General features: G+C 37.8%; 21 protein-coding genes and 1 riboswitch. Of the genes, 15 read left to right on the forward strand and 6 right to left on the reverse strand.

Annotation, left to right across the window (positions count from 1 at the left end; genetic code table 11):
• Positions 1-72: 72 nt before the first annotated feature.
• Entirely contained in the window at positions 73-741 is a 669-nt protein-coding gene (locus FN924_RS02730) for a hypothetical protein (protein WP_143891953.1), read from the forward strand.
• A gap of 644 nt (positions 742-1385) precedes the next feature.
• Here FN924_RS02730 and FN924_RS02740 read toward each other — a convergent pair.
• Complete coding sequence (locus tag FN924_RS02740; protein WP_143891955.1) at positions 1386-2561, reverse strand: DUF4317 domain-containing protein; 1176 nt, start codon at positions 2559-2561, stop codon at positions 1386-1388.
• A 134-nt stretch (positions 2562-2695) separates the two neighbouring features.
• A complete protein-coding gene (locus FN924_RS02745; RefSeq protein ID WP_143891956.1) occupies positions 2696-3580 on the reverse strand; it encodes a MurR/RpiR family transcriptional regulator in 885 nt (294 codons plus the stop codon).
• Between the two features lie 185 nt (positions 3581-3765).
• Between FN924_RS02745 and FN924_RS02750 the strand changes: the two genes are divergently transcribed.
• Entirely contained in the window at positions 3766-5148 is a 1383-nt protein-coding gene (locus tag FN924_RS02750) for a 6-phospho-beta-glucosidase (RefSeq protein WP_143891957.1), read from the forward strand.
• Positions 5149-5191: 43 nt separating this feature from the next.
• On the opposite strand, the gene FN924_RS02755 is transcribed toward FN924_RS02750, so the two are convergent.
• Both FN924_RS02755 and FN924_RS02760 read right to left on the reverse strand, forming a co-directional pair.
• On the reverse strand, positions 5192-6130 hold the full coding sequence (locus FN924_RS02755) for a glycine betaine ABC transporter substrate-binding protein (RefSeq protein ID WP_143897098.1): 939 nt from the start codon (positions 6128-6130) through the stop codon (positions 5192-5194).
• 345 nt (positions 6131-6475) lie between these two features.
• Positions 6476-7954: a glycine betaine uptake BCCT transporter gene (locus FN924_RS02760; RefSeq protein WP_143891958.1), complete on the reverse strand. Its 1479-nt coding sequence runs from the start codon at positions 7952-7954 to the stop codon at positions 6476-6478.
• Between the two features lie 205 nt (positions 7955-8159).
• On the opposite strand from FN924_RS02760, the gene FN924_RS02765 reads away from it, so the two are divergent.
• Together FN924_RS02765 and FN924_RS02770 are read left to right on the forward strand one after the other, a co-directional pair.
• On the forward strand, positions 8160-8714 hold the full coding sequence (locus tag FN924_RS02765; protein WP_143891959.1) for a TetR/AcrR family transcriptional regulator: 555 nt from the start codon (positions 8160-8162) through the stop codon (positions 8712-8714).
• 157 nt (positions 8715-8871) lie between these two features.
• Positions 8872-9186 (forward strand): iron-sulfur cluster biosynthesis family protein, encoded by a 315-nt coding sequence (locus tag FN924_RS02770; protein ID WP_143891960.1) that lies wholly within the window; start codon positions 8872-8874, stop codon positions 9184-9186.
• A 224-nt stretch (positions 9187-9410) separates the two neighbouring features.
• Here the strand turns inward: FN924_RS02770 and FN924_RS02775 are convergent, their stop codons facing one another.
• On the reverse strand, positions 9411-10013 hold the full coding sequence (locus FN924_RS02775; protein WP_143891961.1) for a TetR/AcrR family transcriptional regulator: 603 nt from the start codon (positions 10011-10013) through the stop codon (positions 9411-9413).
• Between the two features lie 175 nt (positions 10014-10188).
• Between FN924_RS02775 and FN924_RS02780 the strand changes: the two genes are divergently transcribed.
• From FN924_RS02780 to FN924_RS02825, 10 genes are all read left to right on the forward strand, one after another.
• Entirely contained in the window at positions 10189-10950 is a 762-nt protein-coding gene (locus FN924_RS02780) for an SDR family oxidoreductase (protein ID WP_143891962.1), read from the forward strand.
• A 220-nt stretch (positions 10951-11170) separates the two neighbouring features.
• Positions 11171-11347: riboswitch (cobalamin riboswitch) on the forward strand.
• A 159-nt stretch (positions 11348-11506) separates the two neighbouring features.
• On the forward strand, positions 11507-13834 hold the full coding sequence (locus FN924_RS02785) for a ribonucleoside-diphosphate reductase subunit alpha (protein WP_143891963.1): 2328 nt from the start codon (positions 11507-11509) through the stop codon (positions 13832-13834).
• A 21-nt stretch (positions 13835-13855) separates the two neighbouring features.
• Positions 13856-14947 (forward strand): ribonucleotide-diphosphate reductase subunit beta, encoded by a 1092-nt coding sequence (locus tag FN924_RS02790; RefSeq protein WP_143891964.1) that lies wholly within the window; start codon positions 13856-13858, stop codon positions 14945-14947.
• A complete protein-coding gene (locus FN924_RS02795; protein ID WP_158633913.1) occupies positions 14937-15368 on the forward strand; it encodes a flavodoxin family protein in 432 nt (143 codons plus the stop codon). Before FN924_RS02790 ends, FN924_RS02795 begins: the two co-directional genes overlap by 11 nt.
• The gene (locus tag FN924_RS02800; protein ID WP_143891966.1) at positions 15349-15600 is read left to right on the forward strand and encodes a thioredoxin domain-containing protein; all 252 of its coding nucleotides are present in this window, start codon (positions 15349-15351) and stop codon (positions 15598-15600) included. Before FN924_RS02795 ends, FN924_RS02800 begins: the two co-directional genes overlap by 20 nt.
• A 157-nt stretch (positions 15601-15757) precedes the next feature.
• Positions 15758-16084 carry a hypothetical protein gene (locus tag FN924_RS02805; RefSeq protein ID WP_143891967.1) on the forward strand — a complete coding sequence of 109 codons (327 nt, stop codon included), beginning with the start codon at positions 15758-15760 and terminating at the stop codon, positions 16082-16084.
• Positions 16085-16188: 104 nt separating this feature from the next.
• Positions 16189-16680, forward strand: coding sequence for a hypothetical protein (locus tag FN924_RS02810; RefSeq protein ID WP_143891968.1), 492 nt, complete (start codon positions 16189-16191; stop codon positions 16678-16680).
• Positions 16681-16868: 188 nt separating this feature from the next.
• A complete protein-coding gene (locus FN924_RS02815; RefSeq protein ID WP_158633914.1) occupies positions 16869-18971 on the forward strand; it encodes a BglG family transcription antiterminator in 2103 nt (700 codons plus the stop codon).
• A 12-nt stretch (positions 18972-18983) separates the two neighbouring features.
• Entirely contained in the window at positions 18984-19262 is a 279-nt protein-coding gene (locus FN924_RS02820) for a PTS sugar transporter subunit IIB (protein ID WP_143891970.1), read from the forward strand.
• A gap of 3 nt (positions 19263-19265) precedes the next feature.
• Positions 19266-20636: a PTS ascorbate transporter subunit IIC gene (locus FN924_RS02825; protein ID WP_143891971.1), complete on the forward strand. Its 1371-nt coding sequence runs from the start codon at positions 19266-19268 to the stop codon at positions 20634-20636.
• Between the two features lie 93 nt (positions 20637-20729).
• Here the strand turns inward: FN924_RS02825 and FN924_RS02830 are convergent, their stop codons facing one another.
• A complete protein-coding gene (locus tag FN924_RS02830; RefSeq protein ID WP_228409640.1) occupies positions 20730-20885 on the reverse strand; it encodes an aspartyl-phosphate phosphatase Spo0E family protein in 156 nt (51 codons plus the stop codon).
• A 392-nt stretch (positions 20886-21277) separates the two neighbouring features.
• Between FN924_RS02830 and FN924_RS02835 the strand changes: the two genes are divergently transcribed.
• Positions 21278-22645 (forward strand): TrkH family potassium uptake protein, encoded by a 1368-nt coding sequence (locus FN924_RS02835; protein WP_143891972.1) that lies wholly within the window; start codon positions 21278-21280, stop codon positions 22643-22645.
• Positions 22646-22976: the final 331 nt, after the last annotated feature.

Below are 22976 nucleotides of genomic sequence, written 5' to 3' on the forward strand. Positions count from 1 at the left end.
TCTGCAATAACTAGGGTTGTTGATAAAAATTGTATTTAATTATTAATAAGTATATTAAATGGAGGGAATCACATGAATAATAAAAATGAAAAAAAACGAAGAATTACAGGAAATAGTTTATTACGATTGGCAGGCCTTTTTGCAATTTTGGCAGGAATACTATATATATGTATTCAGTTTATTCATCCAGAGGATCATATATCTTCTGTTAGCACAAGCATATGGGTCGTAGTTGCATGTGTTACGAGCATTATGTCTCTTTTCAGTCTTATAGGAATTACAGGAATCTATATGAGGCAAGTAGAAGAAGCAGGCGGGCTTGGACTAATTGGTTATATTTTATTTAGTCTATTTTGGCTAATCTCTATGAATTTTAGTTTTAACGAGGCTTTTGTTTTACCGTTACTTACAGCGGATGCTCCTAAGTTTGTAGAAGGAATAGTAGGGATTTTTGGTGGAACCACAAGCACAGTGAATTTAGGGATTTTCCCTTTATTAGCACCGATTGCGGCGGTTTTGTATTCCGTCGGAGGACTCTTGCTTGGAATCGCAACTTATCGTGCAAGAATCTTCCCACGTATGGCAGGTGGTTTCCTTTCTTTCGCCGCTGTGGTCACCTTTGCCGCTGCCATAATTCCTCATCCATACGATAGAATGTTAGCAGTTTTTATGGGAATAGCCTTTATATGGTTGGGATATGTTCTTTGGTCAGAACATAAGAGAATAAGCCGAAATTTTTAGCAAATTTATATAAAAAATCGGTATGCATTTTTTATGCCAACGGGACTCCCTACTAATACAGAGGTTAGCTTTCGAGCTGGATACGCCCATGCGTGGTCTTTCGTTTCAATCTCTAGTATTGGTGTAGGTCCATACTCTTCTTGTTTATAGGAATCGTATTGTATTTGATATTTTTTAAACGGATAAACGATACTGATTTCCTTCATACAATAGAAGAAATGTATCCCAATAAAGAATTTTATGACGATACACTTTTTATTCACGAAGTATTGAATAGTAAGGTTTACTTTATTGATAGTTCTAATGAAAGTTTAAATCAAACGGAGACGCATGTATTTTATCGTAATGAAAATAAACTACACTTGTTGCCTACACTTCGTTTTTCGAAGAGCCATTGTATTAGGATTATTATAAAGTGACTGATAAGCCTAATCTTTTATTAGGAAAGTTTATGATGGTTTTGATAGGGAGATATCTCTTCTTATCAATATTAGAGCGTTTTCTAATAAAGGTGATTTACTTTACAAATCAACGCCAAAAAATAATACCCACTAAAAATGGGACACAAAAACGACTGCTCACACGGCAGTCGTTTTTGTGTGTTATCTATTAATTGATACTCAGAAGTTACTGCCGAAACCCGGTCACGAGTTCCCGCCAAAAGCCTCCGGAATCATCCTAAATCCTTCAATGACGGTATCGTCCTCCACTTCAATCATTAAATAACGTTTCCCGCTAAGGTGAACCTGCTTTACATATCGTAAATCTTGAGGACTAATTGAGATCTTGGCAATTTTCGTATCAATTTTAATCGATTTTGAATTGTACTTCGGTAGGACACTACTAGCCTTTATTTCATATTTGTCATCATCAATCACTTTTTGAAAGGCTGTATCTACTTTTTCTTGATTGATTTCTTCCACACCACTCATCTTTAGAACACGTTCAATATCCTTGGAATCTAGTTTTGGCTGCTCTTCTTCTTCATTTTCCTCCATCATACGGTTAATCTCTTCATACACATTATGCAGGGTAGAGGTATTTAATTGGTCACCAGTTGCGTCCTTAATAATTTCCTCAAACACAATTTTGTCATCTTGTGCGGTCATTGTTTCTTCGCCATTCAACACTTCTTCAATGAATAAAAGGTCAGGCTCATTCACCTTTCCGGCTGCATATAAAACGTGATTTACATCTGCGGCATTGTCAGTAAAGCAAGGGAACAGAAACCCCGCAAGTGGAGCATTTAGATTTATAATCGGATCCACCACGAAGTTGTACTTAAACTCTTTTTCTACATAGTCAAACAGCAATTCCTTTTTCGGTTCCTGTGTATTGTTTAAGCTACACAGTATAAAAGGGTGAGAGTATACAGAATCACGATCACTTTCCTCGGATTCTTCATTTCGGCGCTTCATTGGTTTTAAGTACTCGCCACGAATAAACGTAATAACAATATCCTTCTCGTATTGTCTCGTCGCCAGCATTTTAGCTACAATCTTGAGCATGTGCTCTTTCCAGTCCTCTGTCTCACTGCTAAGTAACCCTTGATGTAAGATGAGCTGACTGTTATTTTCTGCGTCCCGTTGAAACTTTAATTCAAAAAGCTTTTCATCTAATTGACCTCCAAGCAACTTTTTGAAGTTGTTCATAAATAGCTCCTGCTGCTCACGGTCTAGCATTTCGAAAGGCTGACTTTCATGATGGTAGATGTCGCTCGATTCCTTCATAATATATACGTTAAAAATGTCCGAGATTTTTAGTAAATCATTATCTATTTTAAATTGTCTTCGAATCTGTGCTATGTCTTTTTTGTTCATTATTTCCACTCCTAAGCTGAAAACTAGAAGGTGGAGACAATAAATTATTCTCCACCTTCTAGTTTGAAAGTAGTATTCATTTTACCATAAATAAAAGTAAATTTAGTGGGGAATGTCCGTATAATCCGTCTTTGTTATTCCTCCTCTTGACTGAACTCCTCCATAATCTTATTCGAACTCTTCCTCCGATCAAAGTACCTGGAAACACGAATTTTATACTCCAAGTTCTGCTGATAATCTTCTGAAAATACACAGGCATAGAGTACGTCTAAAATGAAACAGATGGAGTCATTCAAGCTAAAGCTTCCTATTTTAGAAAATAGCCTTTCCCTGGTAGTAATTCGAAATAGACAATCTGCATATTCGGAGAGTGTATTATCTCCAATACTTGTTAATACAATAATCGGTGTTTTTCTTTTTTGTAGCATTGGGATAAGATTAATCGTATTTTTGGTTTCGCCACTATACGAAATAATAATAGCGCAAGTATCGGCGTCAGAATTTGCTGCTTCATATTCTGGATCAAGCGTGGCTAATTCTACCTTTCTACCAATTCGATTCATCTTGGATTTGAAGTCATGACAGAGAATGAGATTATTATGGATAGAAAATATTTTAATCGTTTTTGCCTTTTTTAATAATGTAGTAGCCTTTTGTAAATCGGTGGTATTAATCAATGACAAGGTGTCTGCAATGGTCATTTGATTCAATAGCGCCATCTTGTTGGCGATTGTCATAACATTATCTTGTTCCTGGAAGGGAAAGTTGGCATCAATGTCATTAAAGTGACGATTCAAGTAGTCAATTTCCTCTAGAAACGTGTCCCTTAACTCCGTCCAACCGTTATAACCAAGCTTTTTTCCTACGCGGATTAGGGTAGAAGGATGGGTATAGGTTTCGTTCGATATTTGTTTTACCGTTTTATGTTCAATCAGTTCTCTTTGTTCAAACATATAATCAATGATTGCTTGTTCAGAGGGAGAAAATAGATCCTCTTTCATTTTTTCCGTCAATAGCATAGACTTCACCACCACAGGAATTTGTAAGAACAATTTTACTACTCTAATAGTACCTTTTGTGAATGCCATTTACAAAAATTGCGTAATTTTGTAAACGAATTTGCGAATGCCAAATGATAATCTCTCTCTCATATTGAATCGCTTTCATGTTTTTTTATAATAGATTTGAAGAGGAGGAGATTGTGATGACAAAAGGTGTTAAAATCGTAACCATTGGTGGAGGAAGTAGCTACACTCCAGAATTAATGGAAGGGTTTATTAAAAGGTATGAGGAGTTACCAATAAGAGAAATTTGGCTTGTGGATATAGAAGAAGGACAAGAAAAGCTGAATATTGTAGGGGAAATGGCTCAGCGTATGTGGGATGCTTCTCCTTACGATGTGAAAGTTCACTTAACGTTAGATAGAAGAGAAGCATTGAAGGATGCGGACTTTGTTACAACTCAATTCCGAGTGGGATTATTAGACGCTCGTGTTAAGGATGAGAGGGTTCCATTGTCCTATGGGATGGCAGGTCAAGAAACGAATGGGGCTGGTGGAATCTTTAAGGCACTAAGAACGATTCCTGTCATTTTAAATATTGTGGAAGATATGAAGGAACTATGTCCAAATGCTTGGCTCATCAATTTTACAAATCCAAGTGGAATGGTGACGGATGCCATCATTCGTTATGGCGGATGGGAAAAAGTAATCGGTTTGTGTAATGTTCCCGTTATGGCTATGATGACCGAATCGAAACTAATAGAAAAAGACCCTAAGGAATTAATCTATTCATTTGCGGGATTAAATCATTTTCACTGGCATCGAGTGCAGGATTTAGCTGGGAATGACGTGACGGGGCAAATCATTGATAAGATGTATGATGAAGAAAACGGCATGCCAGCAAATATTCATGGTGTTCCGTTCTTCAAGGAACAATTAAAACAGATGAATCTTATCCCATGTGGGTATCATCGTTATTATTACCGTTCAGAAGAGATGTTGAATCATATGTTAGAAGAATATAACGACCCTAATGTAGGGACGAGAGCACAACAGGTTAAACAAACAGAAGCGGAACTATTCGAATTGTACAAAGACCCTACTCTAAGCGAGAAGCCTGAGCAGCTCGCTAAACGTGGTGGTGCCTACTATTCAGACGCTGCTTGCGAAACGATTGCATCTATTTATGCAAATAAAAATACACCAATTGTGGTTTCTACGAAAAACGATGGCGCGGTTCCTGATCTTGATCCTGAGGATGTAGTAGAGGTAACAGCATACATCGGTGCGGCAGGTGCTAGGCCAATTGCTTTCGGTTCCTTGGAGCCAGCGCAAAAAGGGTGGTTACAGCTTATGAAGAATATGGAACTGTGTGTGGAAGAGGCAGCTGTAACGGGTGACTACGGTATATTATTGCAAGCATTTATTATTAATCCGCTAATTCCTAGTGGGGAAACAGCTATTCATGTGTTACATGAATTACTACTTGCCCATAAAAACCACTTACCACAATTTGCTGACAAAATTCAAGAATTAGAAGCGGCTGGAGTGGAAGTAAAGGACGAAGTAGTACGCAGCTTACAATAATGAAAATACTCCCCTTTAGGGGAGTATTTTTGATTTATAATGTTTATTCTGCAGGCTTAAGATCTTCAATAGAATCAATATCCATATATTTTGGTACAACTAGTCCGATTTTAGCACCTACTAAGTTTTCACCTAAGTCTTCGAATTTACCTTCAAATTTTTTATAAAAGTCTCCGTGTGTTACTGGCATCCATGGGGCTAGTGAAGCATCCCCATCCCCTGTTGCAATCGCTTGGAACATAACAGACGGATCAACCGGGGTTAACGTAACATCATATCCTTGGTCTTCTAGTACAATCTTAGCAACATTTGCGGATGAACGCTCTGTATCCCAAGGAGTTAAGACTAACTCAATAGAAGTTCCATCTACTTTTTCCACACCTTCTATCCATTTAGCTACTGTGTCTTTGTTATCTTCAACCCACTGTTGAGCAGCCTCTTCAAACGATGAATCTTGTGCAGCGAGCATTACTTCCTCCATGTCAGCTGGTTCCCACTTGAATCGGTCTAAAATCGTGTACGCCTCAGGCATGTCTTCTTTTAACCCTTTTCTTGCGATGGTTGCAATGTGTTCTACATCTCCATATACGTTCTTAGGATCTTCTAAATATTTTAAATCCCACTTTGCGAACATATAGTGAGGGGTCCAGCCAGCTACGATAATGGGTTCTTCATTATCAATCGCATCCCCAAGTTCTGTTAACATCGCACCAGTGGAAGCTTTTTCCTGCTCCCATCCAGCTAGATTTTCATATTCATTTAAAGCATTGTCTGTGGATTGCGTAATTCCTGCGCCGGGTTCAATCCCTGTAATCGTATAATCAATTTCTTTTCCTACATTAACAGACGCTTCTTTCTTTTCACCGTTGCTATCGGAAGATTCTTTCGAACCAGAGTCGTCTTCCCCACAGCCGGCAGCTACTAAAAGTGATAAAGATACACTTGCAACTACCCCGATTTTTTTCCATTTAGATGTAAGCATGTTATAGCACTCCCCTTTTACTTTTCTGTTATAACCATTCATTAGTACATGCTAAGAAGTAAGTATCATTCCTTATTTAATGGTAAATTTTTTTGAAAAACAGTACAAACTGTAAAAACAATCATTCTATAATGTATAGAACGTTCATTCTAATTGAGGCGGGATTTGTACTTGGCATTCCTTTAATTTCTTCCTTTTGCTCTGTTTAACAACCTTACTTGCAATTTCTTAGCCAAAAGGTTCAGTTTCAGATTAAGCAAAGTAACAATGTTGGAATTCCCGTTTCGTATAACGATTAAACATGAAGAAAGAGGAGTGTCTACTATACACTCCTCCATGGTGAAATTATTTTCGGTAATCTTCTCTCAAAGCTTTTGTTAAAGAAATAATCATAATCAATAGTATAAAAATGAAAGGGAACGCTGATACAATGGAAGCAGTCTGTAAAGCGCCTAGTCCTCCTGACGCAAGAAGAACAGATGCTGTAGCTGCTTGAATGACTCCCCAGGTTAGTTTTACAGCATTCGGAGGGTTGAGATTCCCATTTGTGCTTTGCATACCTAACACGAAGGTGGCGGAATCAGCGGATGTTACAAAGAAGGTTCCGATCAACACCAATGCTAGAACCGTCACGATAGTACCAAACGGAAGGGAAGAGAACATCCCAAACATTGCTTCCTCCGTAGCTAAGTCCGTTAACCCTTTATTTATACCTTCCGTTTCTTGAAAGAGACTGCTACCACCGAAGACAGCAAACCATAATACACAGAAGACAGTAGGAATGACAAGGACTCCGGTAACAAATTCACGTATGGTTCGACCTTTAGAAATTCTCGCGATAAATGTTCCGACAAATGGGGACCATGCGATAAACCATGCCCAATAAAAAACGGTCCAGTCCTTAATCCACTGCTTATACTGAGGATCATTAGAGGTGAATCTAAAGCTATCTGCAGGAATACTTTTAAAATATGAAATAGTTGTCTTGGCAAAGGTTTCGAATAAATACCCAGTTGGCCCAAGTATAATCGTTAAAACAAGCAAAATAATTGCTAAAATAATATTTATGTTACTCAAGTACTTAATTCCTCGGCTGATGCCGGACCATGCGGAAATCATAAAAAGAACTGTCACAATGAGAATAATGATGAACTTAGTTGTCATCGTATTTTCAATGTCTGAAATAAAGGCAAGTCCACCGCCGATTTGAGAGGCTCCTAGTCCAAGAGAAGTTGCTACACCGAATATGGTCGCAAAAACTGCGATGATATCAATTATTTTTCCAATTACTCCATTCACTTTATCTCCTAAGAGAGGTTGAAAAGTTGCACTAATAACCCCAGGAACTTCTCGTCTGAATTTGAAATAAGCAATGGAAAGGGCGATGATGGTATAGATGCCCCATGTGTGAAAACCCCAATGGAATGCGGAATATCTTAAGGCTTTTTTAGCTGCCTCTATCGTCTCAGGCTCTGCTTCAGGAGGAGCAGCAAAATGGACGAGAGGTTCTGCGGATCCCCAAAATATAATTCCGATTCCCATTCCAGCACTAAATAACATAGCTAACCATGATAAACGGCTGTATTCAGGCTGATCCTCTGGTTTCCCAAGCTTCATTTTTCCGTATCGACTAACTATTAAATAAATGCAATAGACAAGAAATATCGTAACAGAGAAGATATATAACCAACCAAATTTATCCGTTAAAAAGGATTGGGTAGAAGTCGACACATAATTAAGGTTTTTAGGTGCGATTGCACCCCACAGAACAAAAATAATAGAGATAAATAAAGATATCCAAAAAACATTTGTTACTTTTTTCACAAAAATCACCTTTCTGAGATTGTATAATCCTGAAATATGGGTAGAACGACCATTCTAGTTTTAACATAAGAATGGGATTCTATCAAATTTTTAGTCTAATTTTGTCGAAGGAGAAAGGCGATACGAAAATGGTTGACTATAAAAATAAGATATTGATACGCTATAGTATAATGGGTGTTCTATCTAATTAAAGGAGAAGTTGGGCATGAGTGGGTCCTCTAAAAAAGAAGCATTACTTAAGGTAGCGGAACGATTATTTTATGAGCACGGATTTCGAGGAGTAGGTTTGAAGCAAATCATTCGTGAAGCAAATGTAGCAACGATGACACTTTATAATCATTTTCCTTCCAAAGATAATTTGGTTGAAGAAGTACTTAAGAAGCGCGAAGAGCGCTATTGGTCGTATTTGGATTCGTCTGTTGAGTTGGATTCAGACTCTCCCTTCATCCTGGCAGTGGAAGCACATGGCAGGTGGTTAAAAGAAGAGTCTTACAAAGGTGATATGTTTCTACGAGCGATTGAAGATTATGCAGGAACGAATAATGAAATTGAAAAGATCGCAAGAGGGCATAAAGCTAAATTACTTGAGTATTTTCAACAATTAGCCCAGAAGAAAGGGAAAGAAAACGAATTGGATATAGCAATTCAAATGACATTGTTATTGGAAGGTACCACTTCGATGACGCCGTTAATTGGCGCGGAAAAGGCAACGGAGTATTCCATTGCGATGGCGAAGACGCTTGTTCAACAATCCTTATAAACTTCTATATAAATAGGATGTCTTTATCGGAGGCATCCTATTTTAGTAGTCTTATACATTTTTTATAACTTAAATGATGATTTATAATGTAAGGGAGAACTTAGTTCTCTAGCAGATGATTTTTGTAGATTTCCTTTAACGAAAAGGAGGCCTAATCGTGGAATTAGTTCTAAAAGAAAAAGCTAAACATGCATTGCAAGATCTGGACTTAGCATCCAATGAAGGTATTCGTTTGGAAGCAAGATTTGTTGGGAGCTGTTCCATTTATGTAGACCATTATCTTTGGATAGATTCTAAAACAGAAGCGGATGATCTGTACATGGTTGATTCTATTCCTTTTTTAGTTTCTAGTGAGTCGAAACAACATTTACCAGAGAAGCTGATTTTGAATTATAATCAATCATTAGGGTATAAATTATCATCGCCTGAGGAAACGTTTACATATAATCTCAGCATTAAAAGAAGAGGCTAGATAGCGAATGTACGAAATGGATAGAATGGGGAAGAGCACTCTTGAATGGAAGGGTGCTCTTTTCATGCGAAAAAAATAACATCAAATGATAATCTTATAGAGGGATTCTTTGTTTATGGAAGCAGGAAAACATATGGTTCTTTTCCTCCTACTTACACTCCGTATTGGCAACAAATGTAAACGGTCAGAACTATAAAAAAGTCATTCTCTTACGAAGGAGATGGCTATGCATTTCCTTCACTATGGTGTTTTAAAACAATGGGGTCAGCGGGCTGGATATGCAAAATTTGGATCAATTGCTCCGCCATATATGCAGGCGTATATTTGAACCCAGCTTGAATCCACTCCATAATTAAGCCGAATATGGCATACGCATAATAACTCGTCAATAAATCTGGTTCTACATCGCTTTTAGCAAGTGTCATTTCTAAATCCTCTTTCGCAAGCTGTTTCAACACATCACATATTTTTTGTTGAAAGCCTGGGATAGCATTAGAAGATACAATGCTACTGTAAAATCTAGAATAAGCATACACATGTTCAAAGATTTTGATTTTGGATGCCGTTAGCTCCTGTACATATAACCTATCTATATTTTGATAAGGAGAACGATAGGATCGCATGAAATCATTCAGGACATTATCTATTAAATCTTCTAGTAATTCATCTTTTGTTTGATAGTGTCTATAGAAGGTTCCGCGATTGAGATTGGCGTGTTGAACGATTTCTGTAATCGTTATTTTCTCGAAAGGGGACTGTTCCATTAGAAGTATTAATGCGTCCATTAATGCCATTTTTGATTTGTTAATTCTTCGATCAACTGTCATAGACAAATCACCGCCAATCTGTTCATTTTTCTTTTATATCGAACAAGTCCCAGCTTCCTTATACGTTTATGAACAAATGGTATATCCTTTGCTCATTGTTACACTAAGTATAATACATTAAAATGAAGGTGTAAAAGTGAAATCGATTCCAAATACGATTGGGGAGGGATTCTTCGTGAGATTAAAAGATAAAGTAGCGGTTGTAACAGGTGCAGCTTCTGGTATGGGAAAAGAAATTGCGAAGCTATATGCCGTGGAAGGCGCAAAGGTAGTGTTGGCTGATTTAAACATAGAAGGCGTAGAAAAAGTAGTAGAAGAGATTACAATAAATGGTGGAACAGCTACAGGAGTAAAAGTGAATGTGGCGGAACTAGCAGATGTTGAAAACATGATTGATACTGCAGTCAATGAGTATGGCACGTTAGATATTCTCGTAAATAATGCAGGGATTATGGACGGGTTTGAACCAGTTGGCGATATTACGGATGAAAAATGGGACTTGCTTTTTGATATCAACACGAAAGGGGTCATGCGTGCAATGCGTAAAGCAATCCCTGTCTTTCTTGAAAAAGAGAGCGGTGTAATTATTAATACAGCATCTACTGGTGGGTTCAGTGGTGCGCATGCTGGTGCTACATACGGCGCTTCTAAGCATGCTGTAATCGGACTTACGAAAAATACTGGCTTCATGTATGCGCAAAAAGGAATTCGTTGTAACGCGATTGCTCCAGGTTCAGTTGCAACCAATATTAGTTCTAGCATGAAGAATGTTAATGAGTTTGGAATGAGTCGAGCTGGACTAACCCATCAAGTGTCTCCGCGTGTTGGACAACCGGATGAAATTGCAAAGGCAGCGCTATTCTTGGCATCAGATGAATCTAGCTTTGTGAATGGAACAGTTTTAACTGTCGATGGTGGATGGACAGCTGCATTTTAGTAAAGTGTATGTTCAGAGCCCCTCTTTTAAGAGGGTTTTTTTTATGGGCGAAAAAAATTCAAAAAAAATAAGCTAAAGAACTACTGATATGACAACTTTGAAAACAATGACGAAAAATGTCAAGATAAATATTTGCCAAAAGTTACTTGATTTTTTTTACTAGAATAGTAGAATAATTAACACAATATGTTGTTGTAAATGTTAGTTTAAATACTGTATATAGTGTCCGTGTTAGAAAGATGCCTGAGGCTTAAAAGGGAATCTGGTAGAAAGCCAGAACTGCCCCCGCAACTGTATGTGGGACAAAATGAGAAAACCACTGTATAGGTTCGATACGGGAAGGACTCAGAGTAGAACAAACCACAAGTCAGGAACCTGTCTTTTTAACGTAGTTTTACTTCTTCGGGGATTGAGAAGATAAAACGAGGGGATAAGGAAGATGCTATGTCTTTTTTCCTTCGTTTTATCCGCCAACTGATAAGGATGGCGGTTTTTTGATGCTACTAATTCGTGTTTGGACTAAGACAGAGTAAAAAAGGAAAAGGGAGTTGGGAACGTGACAGTAGTGACGAAGGATCGAAAGTCGTACATCCAAAAGACAGATTTCAGTAATGATAGATTTAATAGATTTGTGGATGAAATTGTCGAAGCTTCTAAAAAGGATTTTGAAGAGGGAGCTATTCAAGAACTAAAACAAAAAATTATCGAACAAGTAAAAGGGCGCGAGGAAATCGAAGCGGAGCGACTTTTTGATCTCATTATCCGCGAATCTAACGACCTCATAACGAAGGAAACACCTTATTATACATACTTATCCGCATCTGCGTTATTACGAAAAATTTATAAGCGAGCATCCAAAGAACGAGGCTTTGATTACCGCAATGGATACGGCGATTATGCGTCTCTCGTTCGTCTAATGACGGAAAATGGTCTGTATTCGGAGGAGCTCATTGAAGCATATACAGAGTCGGAATTGAAGCAAGCAGGGGAGTGGATTGATAGAAATAAAGATAAGTTATTCTCATTCCCAGGCTTGTTTTTACTAGACAAAAATTATCTAGTTAAAGGCTATAATGGAGAGCAATTAGAGCTTCCTCAGGAACGTTTTTTGACAACGGCTTTATACCTCATGAAGGATGAACCGAAGTCCACAAGAATGGAGTTTGCGAAAGAAGCCTATTGGGCGCTGTCTAATCATTTTATCGGGCTTGCAACTCCTACGTTAATGAATAGTGGGAAGCCTTTAGGTACGTTATCCTCTTGTCATATTTTGACGATGGGTGACAGCTTGAAATCAATCATGGATGTCATTAAAGATGTTTCCACGTTCAGCCAAAACGGAGCAGGTATTGGTGTCTACATGGGATACTTACGTGCGGATGGAAGCTGGATTCGTGGGTTTAAAGGTCGATCCACTGGTGTCGTTCACCCAGCGCGACTGTTAAGCAACATTTCGGAATATGTGAACCAGCTTGGTGCACGTAAGGGTGGGGTATCTGTTTACCTACCACTATGGCACTCTGATATTTTTGATTTCTTAGATCTACGCTTAAAAACAGGATCTCAAGAAAGAAGAGCGCATTCGATCTTCACTGCTGTTTGTATTCCGGATGAGTTCATGCGTCGTTTGAAGAATAGGGAATCTTGGACCATTGTCGATCCTTATGAAGTAAGCAAAAAACTCGGAATCGATTTAAACCGTTTGTATGATAAGAAAAAACTAAAAGATGGCGAAGAGCCAAATGAACAGGATCATGCATTCACATACAACTATCGAAAAATAGAAAAAGCGGACCTAGAGTTAAAGAAAGTTGTGCAAGCAAAGGATATTTACGCAAGTATTTATACAGCAAGAAAAACAGGTGGAACACCATTCTTGTACTACAGTGATACCGCATCCAGAATGAATCCGAATTCTCATAAAGGGAATCCAAAAGGAAGTAATCTTTGTACGGAAATTATTCAGAATATGGATTTCGATAAGTTCGAAGCAGATGAGCTTAAAGAAGGTGGCGTAGTTATCCAAACAAAAACAGGGGACGGCTTAGTAACGTGTAATCTAAATTCTCTCGTTCTTCCTAACGTGTTTGGAGAACAAGAACAAGATTTACAACGAATTACGGACATCCAAATTAGAATGCTAGATAACGTTATTTCCTTGAACCGTACGCCTGTTCAACAAGCTACTTATACCAACAATCAATACCGTGCAGTTGGTGCTGGTGCAATGGGGCTAGCAACACTTATCGCAGAAAAACAAATTCAATGGGATAGTGAGGAAGCTTCTGAGTTTGCTGACGAAATCTTTGAAAAATATGCTTTTTCTCTTATCACGTCTTCTCATAAGCTAGCTGTCGAAAAAGGAGCATATCCGTTATTCGAAGGCTCGGAGTGGGAGACGGGAGAATACTTTGATAAACGTGGTTATAATTCTCCGGAATGGGTGGAACTAAAAGAGAAAATAGCGAAAGACGGTGTTCGTAATAGTTACATGATGGCCGTCGCACCGACTGGCAGTAACTCGGTCATTATGGGAGGCGTGTCCCCGTCCTGTGATCCGTTGTACGAGGTTATTTACCAAGAAGAAAAGGCTGGGATGAACGTTACGATGATTCCACCAAACTATAGCCCGAGTACTATGTGGTTTTATAAGAGTGCGTTTGAAATGGATGAAATGTGGTCCATTAATGTCATATCCAGCGTGCAACGCCACGTTGACCAAGGGATTTCACATAACATGCATATTCATAAATCGATTAAAGCGAGTGAAATGCTACGTTTAGATCTTGGGGCATGGCAAAAAGGATTAAAAACGATTTATTACACATACACAGACACAAATGCGATAGACCGTTCGGAAGGTTGTATTTTCTGTGAGGCTTAATAAAAAGTAGGAGTTGTCGATATGAATGCAAATGCAATAAAACCATTTCGTGTGTTTAATGGGAACGTAAATAATCGTGCTAGTCGGATTTTCGGAGGAGAGGCTAGTGGAATTTGTGATTGGGATGATCTCAAGTATCCTGCATTATTACAGCTTAATAAAGAAATGTTTAGTGAGTATTGGATTGAAGATGAAATCCGTTTAGGGGACGACTTAAAAGATTATAGACAAAAGCTTACAGCAAAAGAAAGGTATGTCTTTAATGTTATCACGGGTTATTTAACACAGCTTGATTCCATTGCTAATCGCTTTAACTTTTTATTAGGCTATATTACAACAGATCCGAGTGTGGCTAGTTGTATCCAGCTTATTGCGTCCTTTGAGGGACTTCATAATCGTTCTTATCAATATTTAACATCTACGATGCTAAATGATAGTGAGAAGCGTCAGGCATTCAATGCACCGAAGGAATTAGCAACACTTAAGAAGCGGAATCAAATTATCATTGATAAAATTCAAGAAACTGTGGATTATATGGAAAATGTTTTGGCAGGAAAAGAAGAAGAGAATACGGAGAAGTTTTATCAAGTATTATACGAAGGATTACTTGCCTATATCATTTTAGAAGGCTTATATTTTAGTGGAGGCTTTGTGTATTTCCACTCGTTAGCTAGAGATAACAAAATGATAGGGTCTAACAATATGATCAACCTGATCAAAAAGGATGAAACACAGCACAACGTGTTCTATGGCATGGTCATGCAAATCCTTATGCTAGAAAATCCTAGCCTCAATACAGATGAAAATTATGAATACGCCGTTTCCTTTGTGAAGAAATGTGTAGAAGCGGAAAAAGAATGGGCAGCAGAGCTTTTCAGCGAAATTGATACATTATCGATCAAGGAATATAACGATTATGTCGAGTATCTAGCAAATGTCATTTGCCGTAATGCAGGCCTTAGTGACATTTATACAGAAAATAAAGAAGTAAAATCAAAATGGATTATCAACTATGGAGAGAAAAACGGAGAAAACCGGGCAACGAAGGCGGATTTCTTTGAAACCAACGTGATTAACTATAGTCATGAAGGAGGGGATGGCTTTGACCTCTAAAGCCATCTACTATTTCTCTTTAACAGGCAATACGAAAGCAATGTTAAGTACGATTGAAGACCTAGAGCAATGGGATATTTATGACTTGAACACGATGCGTCCTGAGGAAGTTACCTTTAAAGGTTATGATACGGTCCTTATCGGCACATTAACGATAGGGAGAGGGAACCCACCTTCTTATTTTAAAAGAATGGTTCATGCTTTACGAAGCATGCAAGGTGTAAGGATTGGCCTGTTCGGAAGCGGCCAGACCCACTATGGAGACGATTATTGTGGGGCATTAGATGTCCTCGAAGATTTTTTACAACCAAGAAATGAAATAGCTTTTAAAATGAAATATGAGAGCTATCCAGTTCCTTCCGTTATGGAAGAGTTTAAGCAGTTAGTGAAGGAGATGCAGTATGAAGATATTAAAGTTTGAGAAGGACAACTGTCCAAGCTGCAACATGGTTGAGGTATTTCTTTCTCAGCATGACCATATACAAGTAGAAAAAGTGAACCCATTTGAAGCACCAAAAATGGCTACCTCGTATCAAATCGCAAGTGTACCGGTTACGATTCTGTTAGATGATAACGGACAAGAAGTAAAACGCTCTATTGGCTACAAGCCAGAGGAATTAGAAGCGATTGTTTCAGAGTTTGCACAGGTTTAGCAATAAGGAATAGGAAAGAATCCATCTCGTGAGGAGAGTGGATTCTTTTTTCTCTATTTGGCTAAAGCTTTCAAAACTATACACATTGAATATTTTACCATTTTAACCTTTTATACCCACAATTCTTTGTGTACAATAGAATAAAGGGAGGGATGGGATGCGTGACAGTCAAAAGGTCTTACTAACTATAGGAATTGAAGCTCTTTTATTCCTAATTATTTCATTTATCTTCAAGTGGAAGTTTCTCGACACCGCATTTTTCGGTGGGATAACGATATTCGGTGGGATATGGCTTATTAGTTTCTATGTCCATCAAGAAAATGTCGTAGACCGTGCCATGCAAAGAGGCATGACAGGACAGGATGTTGGAGAAATAAAGCCGTATAAGTACAATATGACGCCGGTTAATTTAGGATTACTAATATTCGCTTTAGCAGGTTTTTGTTTTATCCTCATCGGCTACGCGCCATATTTTTTGGACTAATGAGCAAAAAAAGGAAGATCTAGCTATAAAATAAATAAATTATATTTCTGCTCTCTCTTGCCCATCCTTATAGAAAGTGCTAGGGTTAGAGGGGTTTTTTATGTATGCTGTATGATTTAATGATTGGTACATTTGCTGGAGTTGTGTCGGGGGTTGTCGTTTCTTTTTTTATTTCCATCGTGGAAAGCCAAGCACAGCTGAAAAATGATTTTTCTAATGAAAAACAAATCTATCAACGGTATATTGAGATGGTTCGACGAGAGGTTCGATATTTGATTGAAGCACATCAAGGCAATAAGTACATTGAAAATAATAAAAAGGATATTCTAGATTTGTTAGAGGAACAGCCTTTTACCACAACATTTACGAACAAATACTTGACGGAAACTTCTTTGAAACACGTTCGAAATGCAATGAAAAGTTTAGAAGAGCTACAAAATGAGTTGCACGAAGAAGACATTCGTATAGAAAAACTGGTGGATATTAGTTCGAAGCTGTCAAGAGTGAGAATTAATATTCTGATGATGAAATTAAAGCGAACAAATAAGTTTTTAGCTTTTTTTATTAGATTGTTTAATAAGCTAAAGGAAAGGTAGTCTCGTGATAGAGGCTATTTTTTTATGCTTACAAATGCTGTAAAGTCAAAAATTGCACAAAACAATGTGACAGCATTTGAATGGCTAACCCCCTTACAATCATAGACTGTTCACTATATAATAACATCAACAAGTTGATCAGCTTTAAAGAGTCAAAATTTGCACTCCTTCGAAGGTAGTTGAATGACATGATGGATGAGAGAAGCACCATTATTTTATCCAAATTAGCTCAGACACAAGATTATATATCCCTCAAATATTTAACAGAAACCTTAGGGATATCGAGACGGACTTTGTATTATGATTTGGAAAAAATAAACGATTGGTTAGCCGATAACCAAATGGAACAAGTAAAGCGAGCATCTAAAAGAGGCTATTATTTGGAGTCTGAAACAAGAACAAAAATTTCTCAGCTATTAGGACACGTGCATGAACCGACTTATTACTACACGAAAAAAGAAAGACATGTATTAATAGTGCTGCTTGTCATCATAAGCAAAGAAAAATTGTTTATGAAAGATTTTGAGGAGCTTACAAAAGTGAGCCGTGGAACTATTGCAAATGATTTAAAAGAGATAACGTATTATTTGAAACAAACGTTTGAACTAAGCTTATTCTTCCAACGAAAAACTGGCTATCAAGTGGAAGGAAGCGAGTTCGAAATACGAAAAGCAATAGCAAGTTCTCTAGAGCAATTACTTCTCAAATGGAAGTGGGAAGAAGTGTTAAGGAAATTTCCTACTATCTTTTTTGGTAGCAGTGAAACTTTATGTAAACGGAAAGAGATTCGTGCCTTACTTCTGGATGGGGAACAGGAGCTTGGAAATGAATTGACCGATGAAACACTGTCTTGGTTATCGATGCAGGTATTAATTCTTATTAAACGGGTTCGGGATGGCTTCAACGTTCGAATTGACTCCGATGAGAAATGTGTACTGAAGAGTACAAAAGAGCATAGAGTGGCGGAAAAACTGATTCAGAAGCTTTCAAAGCAAGAAAATCTAACGATTCCTTCGGATGAAGTCTATTTCGTTACGATGCATGTTCTAGGAGCAAAAGTGAATAAACTGGAAATTGATAGCGATAAGAATCAAGAAATGGAACGACTAAAACATGTTATTTCATTAATGATAAAGGATTTTCAAAACTATGCGTGCATCATGTTTCATGATGTACTAGAGCTCCAAAGAACGATGTTTGCCCATTTAAAGCCTGCTTATTATCGGATTAAGTATGGAGTAGAGACTACAAATGAGTTGACGGAGACCATTTCCACGAACTATCCGGAGATCTTTCAGCTGACTACGAAGGTGGTTAGTCATTTAGAAAACCTTGTTCATCAAAAGGTTAGTGATTCAGAGATTGCCTACATTGCAATGCACTTTGGTGGTTGGTTAAAACGTGAAGGTAAGCAGCCGGTTCGTAGATTGCGGGCATTGATTGTGTGTGAGAATGGAATCGGGACTTCGACGATTCTTCGTGGACAATTAGAGCACTTACTATCAACGGTAGATATTGTAGGGAATGTGTCACTTAGACAGTACCAACAATCCAACTACGACATCGATGTTATATTCTCTACTTCCCCGATTATGGAAAATAACACGCCAGTTGTTATGGTTAATCCAATTTTAACGGATGCGGAAAAAGAAATGCTTTTAGCGAGATTTAGTGCCGTTAAGACAAACAGAGAGCGAAGTAGTCCGAAAACCAAGGAATTACTTGAAGTCATTCGCAAGCATGCAGATATTGCGAATGAAAAGCAGTTGGAAATCGAGCTAGAACAATTAATCCAACAAAAACACCACTCTTTCACATCAAAGGAGTTTGAAAAACCAATGCTCAATGAACTATTAACGAAGGATATGATCCAAATCATATCTCAAGTCAACGATTGGGAAGAGTCTATTACTCTTGCATCCAAGCCCTTACTAGATAAGGAATACATTACTGATTTATACGTAAAGGCAATGATTGAAAACATTCATGAATTAGGTCCCTATGTCGTTATTGCTCCTAAAATTGCAATCCCTCACGCTAGGCCAGAGTTCGGAGTTAACCGACTTGGGATGAGTATGCTAATTGTTCGAGATGGTGTGAGATTCTCAGAACAGGAGAAGCATTTTGCCCAGTTAATCATTGTCTTAGCGGCGATAGATAACGAGACACATCTAAAAGCATTATCCCAGTTAACAGATTTATTATCAGATAAAAAGAGTCTTGAAAGGCTATTATCGATAGAGTCTGTAGAGGAAGCTGCAAGCTTGATTCAAAACTATTCGTACGCTTAGGAGGAAAAATACATGAGTAAGATTCTTGTTGTATGTGGTAACGGATTAGGTAGTAGTTTTATTGTAGAAATGAACGTAAAGAAAGCGTTAGGAGAATTAGGAATAGAAGCGGAAGTTTCCCATACCGATTTAACGACAGCAAAAACAGAACCAGCTGATTACTACATTGGTTCTACAGAGATCGTTGAGAACCTTGAGGATGGGAATCGAAACGTTATTAGACTGAACAATATCATGGATAAAAAGGAACTAAAAGAAGCATTAGAAGCAAATTTGACGAAGGAGGGGTAAAACATGGTTGATTTGATAATGAAAGATATTCTTGGAACACCTTCAATCCTGGTAGGGCTTTTCGCTCTATTTGGACTTTTGCTGCAGAAGAAAGCGTTTGCAGATGTGGTATCGGGTACATTGAAAACAGTGATGGGATTCGTAATTCTAGGTGCTGGTGCGAACGTTTTAACAGGGTCCTTAGGACAATTTAGCCAAATGTTTGACCATGCTTTTGAATTGCAAGGGGTCATTCCGAATAACGAGGCGATTGTGGCGTTAGCACAAGAGTCATTTGGAACAGAAACAGCGATGATTATGCTGTTCGGTATGGTGGTTAATATCTTATTAGCAAGAATCACGCCATTAAAATATATTTTCTTAACTGGTCACCATACGATGTTTATGGCATGTATGATTGCGGTTATTCTTACGACTGCTGGATTTGACGGTGCTATGATGGTTGTAACAGGATCAATTATTCTTGGGTCTCTTATGGTATTGATGCCAGCGATGCTCCAACCATTTACAAGAAAAATTACGGGCTCTGATGACTTTGCAGTTGGACACTTCGGATCTTTTGGATATCTTACTGCTGGAGCAGTTGGGAAACTAGTAGGGAAAAACTCTAAATCTACAGAAGAAATTAAAGTACCGAAATCGTTAGGGTTCTTACGGGATACATCAGTGGCTGTTTCTTTAACTATGGTTCTACTCTTCTTCTTCGTTGCTTTATTTGCTGGTCCGACATTTGTGGAAGCAGAATTAAGTGGCGGTACGAACTACATCGTATTTGCTTTCTTGCAAGGGTTAACTTTTGCAGCAGGTGTATATATTATTTTAGCTGGTGTGCGTATGCTTCTTGCTGAAATTGTTCCAGCATTTAAAGGGATTGCGGATAAAGTGGTACCAAATTCTATACCAGCTTTAGACTGTCCATCTGTTTTCCCATTCGCAGGTAATGCGGTTATTATCGGATTCATGTTTAGTTTTATCGCCGGACTGATTAGCATGTTCTTACTACCTTTAATAGGGTTAAAAGTAATTGTCCCAGGACTAGTTCCTCACTTCTTTACAGGAGCTGCATCTGGCGTGTTTGGGAATGCAACAGGTGGTCGAAAAGGTGCGATTTACGGTTCATTAGCGAATGGCTTCTTAATTAGTTTCTTACCTGCACTTCTTCTCCCGGTTCTTGGTTCTTTAGGGTTTGAGGGGACAACATTTGGAGATGCAGACTTTGGGGTAATTGGATTAATCCTAGGTAACTTAGTGAATGTTATCTCTTCTCCAGTTGCGCTGTTTATCATTACCATTGTAGTTCTTGGTATAATCTTTGGGATTACAGCAGTGCGTAGAAAGAATAGTTTTGATGATACAGTTGAAAAAAGCGCATAAGTAGAAAAAATCACCTAACTTCCAAGAGGAGTTAGGTGATTTTTTATGCAAATAAAAACTCAAGGCTCGCGACCTTGAGTTCTCTATGTATAGTTAACTAACCTTTTTTTCACGCTTTTGAAGTCTTTGTAATTCATTTAGTAGTTGATCTAAATGTTGGGATACTTTCAAAACATCTTGGTTATTTTCATTGTATAGCTTATACATGAGTTGTCGTGCTTTTTCTATTTCAAGCTCTATCGATCTCACTTCAACCAAGGCTATCAACTCCTAAGACAGTCATATTACATACTAGGACTTTCCTCATATTATAAAGATAGACTCAATAAATCGCAAGGGAATTTGAAAAAAACGTGAAAATTGTATGAAAATAAGGCACTTAATCGTTTTTTTTATGAACAACTTTCCTAGTATAAAATCTCGAATTAGAGATAAAACATAGGTATTTTGGAATAGTTTCGCTCTTTTTTTCATAAGATAACAATCTATACTTTATAATAATTAGCAATTTTAGACGAATGTATAAAGTATTCATTCGTCCATACTATTAAAGAACGTATCTATGAAGAGTGTACCTGATGAAATAGGTATTTTGTGATAAACTTAGGTGAACATAATTGAAGGACGCAAGGAGCACTTATATGAATTTATTTTCACGACAATTTAAGCTTTCCAAGCAATTGTCCACGATTCATCTCATCGTATTATTTTATTTAGGAGCAGTAGCGATATCGACTATTCTGTTAAGCATCCCTTGGTTGCATGAAGCGGATGCGGATTTAAGCTTTATTGAAATTGCTTTTACAGCAGTAAGCGCGATAAGTGTAACGGGTTTATCGGTTATAAGTGTGGCGGATACCTTTAACGGTGCTGGCTATATCGTACTCGCTGTTGTGTTGCAGTTTGGTGGAATAGGGATTATGACACTAGGAACGTTTATTTGGATTTTGCTCGGAAAGAAAATAGGGCTTCGTGAACGGCAGCTTATCCAAGTGGACCAAAATCGAACTACTCTTTCTGGTCTTGTAAACCTAATGTTGAAAATATTAAAAATTATCATCTCAATAGAAATCGTAGGAACTATCGTGTTAGGAACCTACTTTTTAAGTTATTATGATACTTGGTATGAAGCGTTCCTGCAAGGCTTTTTTGGGGCGGTGAGTGCTACAACGAATGCAGGGTTTGATATTACTGGAAATTCATTAATTCCTTTTGCGAATGATTATTTTGTTCAATTCGTAAACATAATTCTGTTAATATTAGGGGCTATTGGCTTTCCAGTTCTTATTGAGATTCAAGAGCTAATAAAAGGGGTTTACAAGGATACAAATGAAAAATATACCTTTTCCCTTTTTACTAAACTTACAACGATTACGTTCTTTGGACTAGTTTTAATAGGAACAATTGCCATCGCTTATTTGGATCGAAATCATTTCTTTGCTAATAAGGAATGGCATGAAACATTTTTTTATAGCTTGTTTCAGTCGGTTTCCACGCGAAATGGTGGGTTAGCGACAATGGATGTTAGTCTTTTTTCTATACCAACACAATTGGTGTTGAGTGTTTTAATGTTTATTGGTGCCTCTCCGAGTAGTGTTGGTGGAGGGATTCGAACGACAACCTTCGCGATTATGATGCTTGCTATTTACAACTATGCTAAAGGAAATTCCAGTATTAAGATTTTTGGGAGAGAAATTGACCAGGAGGATATAACGAGATCGTTTATCGTCATATCTACGGCAACGATGCTCTGTATGGCTTCTATCATTATATTAGCTCATACAGAACCATTCCCAATCATTTCGATTATCTTTGAAGTCTGTTCTGCATTTGGAACGACAGGTTTATCTTTAGGAATTACCGCAGACTTGTCCGTTTTTGGAAAGCTCGTCATTATGTTTTTGATGTTTGTTGGGCGAATCGGTATTTTCTCATTCCTATTTTTACTAAGAGGAAAAGTAAGCAAAGATTTGTTCCGCTATCCAACAGAGCGTGTTATTATTGGCTAGTTAAAAGCGTCCTGGTTAGGGCGCTTTTTTACTAGCTGGCGCGCTGATATATCGTGGATAACCGCTGATAAAAAAATAAACGCTGAAATATGAAAATTTTCGCTGATATACGAAAAAAACCGCTGATATCCAGAAAAAACCGCTGATATCCACGAAAAAACGCTGATATACTTCTGCTGCGTCCGCTCCTTTGATGTAAATGCCACAAAGCGAATTTAAAGAATCCGTAAATTTCCAACCCTCCCATATCTAACTGCTTGCATCCTATGTCCTATCTAGTAAAATATATATAATAGAGGCTGTTCAAAACACAATCAACCATTTCTTTCCT

It is taken from the genome of Radiobacillus deserti, from assembly GCF_007301515.1.
GTDB lineage: Bacteria > Bacillota > Bacilli > Bacillales > Amphibacillaceae > Radiobacillus > Radiobacillus deserti.

What these genes read in the sequence shown, in the direction of transcription:
- FN924_RS02730 (WP_143891953.1), top strand. Translation starts at nt 73, where the DNA reads ATGAATAATAAAAATGAAAAAAAACGAAGAATTACAGGAAATAGTTTA.
- FN924_RS02740 (WP_143891955.1), bottom strand. Translation starts at nt 2,561, where the DNA reads ATGAACAAAAAAGACATAGCACAGATTCGAAGACAATTTAAAATAGAT.
- FN924_RS02745 (WP_143891956.1), bottom strand. Translation starts at nt 3,580, where the DNA reads ATGCTATTGACGGAAAAAATGAAAGAGGATCTATTTTCTCCCTCTGAA.
- FN924_RS02750 (WP_143891957.1), top strand. Translation starts at nt 3,766, where the DNA reads ATGACAAAAGGTGTTAAAATCGTAACCATTGGTGGAGGAAGTAGCTAC.
- FN924_RS02755 (WP_143897098.1), bottom strand. Translation starts at nt 6,130, where the DNA reads ATGCTTACATCTAAATGGAAAAAAATCGGGGTAGTTGCAAGTGTATCT.
- FN924_RS02765 (WP_143891959.1), top strand. Translation starts at nt 8,160, where the DNA reads ATGAGTGGGTCCTCTAAAAAAGAAGCATTACTTAAGGTAGCGGAACGA.
- FN924_RS02775 (WP_143891961.1), bottom strand. Translation starts at nt 10,013, where the DNA reads ATGACAGTTGATCGAAGAATTAACAAATCAAAAATGGCATTAATGGAC.
- FN924_RS02790 (WP_143891964.1), top strand. Translation starts at nt 13,856, where the DNA reads ATGAATGCAAATGCAATAAAACCATTTCGTGTGTTTAATGGGAACGTA.
- FN924_RS02800 (WP_143891966.1), top strand. Translation starts at nt 15,349, where the DNA reads ATGAAGATATTAAAGTTTGAGAAGGACAACTGTCCAAGCTGCAACATG.
- FN924_RS02805 (WP_143891967.1), top strand. Translation starts at nt 15,758, where the DNA reads ATGCGTGACAGTCAAAAGGTCTTACTAACTATAGGAATTGAAGCTCTT.
- FN924_RS02810 (WP_143891968.1), top strand. Translation starts at nt 16,189, where the DNA reads ATGCTGTATGATTTAATGATTGGTACATTTGCTGGAGTTGTGTCGGGG.
- FN924_RS02815 (WP_158633914.1), top strand. Translation starts at nt 16,869, where the DNA reads ATGATGGATGAGAGAAGCACCATTATTTTATCCAAATTAGCTCAGACA.
- FN924_RS02820 (WP_143891970.1), top strand. Translation starts at nt 18,984, where the DNA reads ATGAGTAAGATTCTTGTTGTATGTGGTAACGGATTAGGTAGTAGTTTT.
- FN924_RS02825 (WP_143891971.1), top strand. Translation starts at nt 19,266, where the DNA reads ATGGTTGATTTGATAATGAAAGATATTCTTGGAACACCTTCAATCCTG.
- FN924_RS02835 (WP_143891972.1), top strand. Translation starts at nt 21,278, where the DNA reads ATGAATTTATTTTCACGACAATTTAAGCTTTCCAAGCAATTGTCCACG.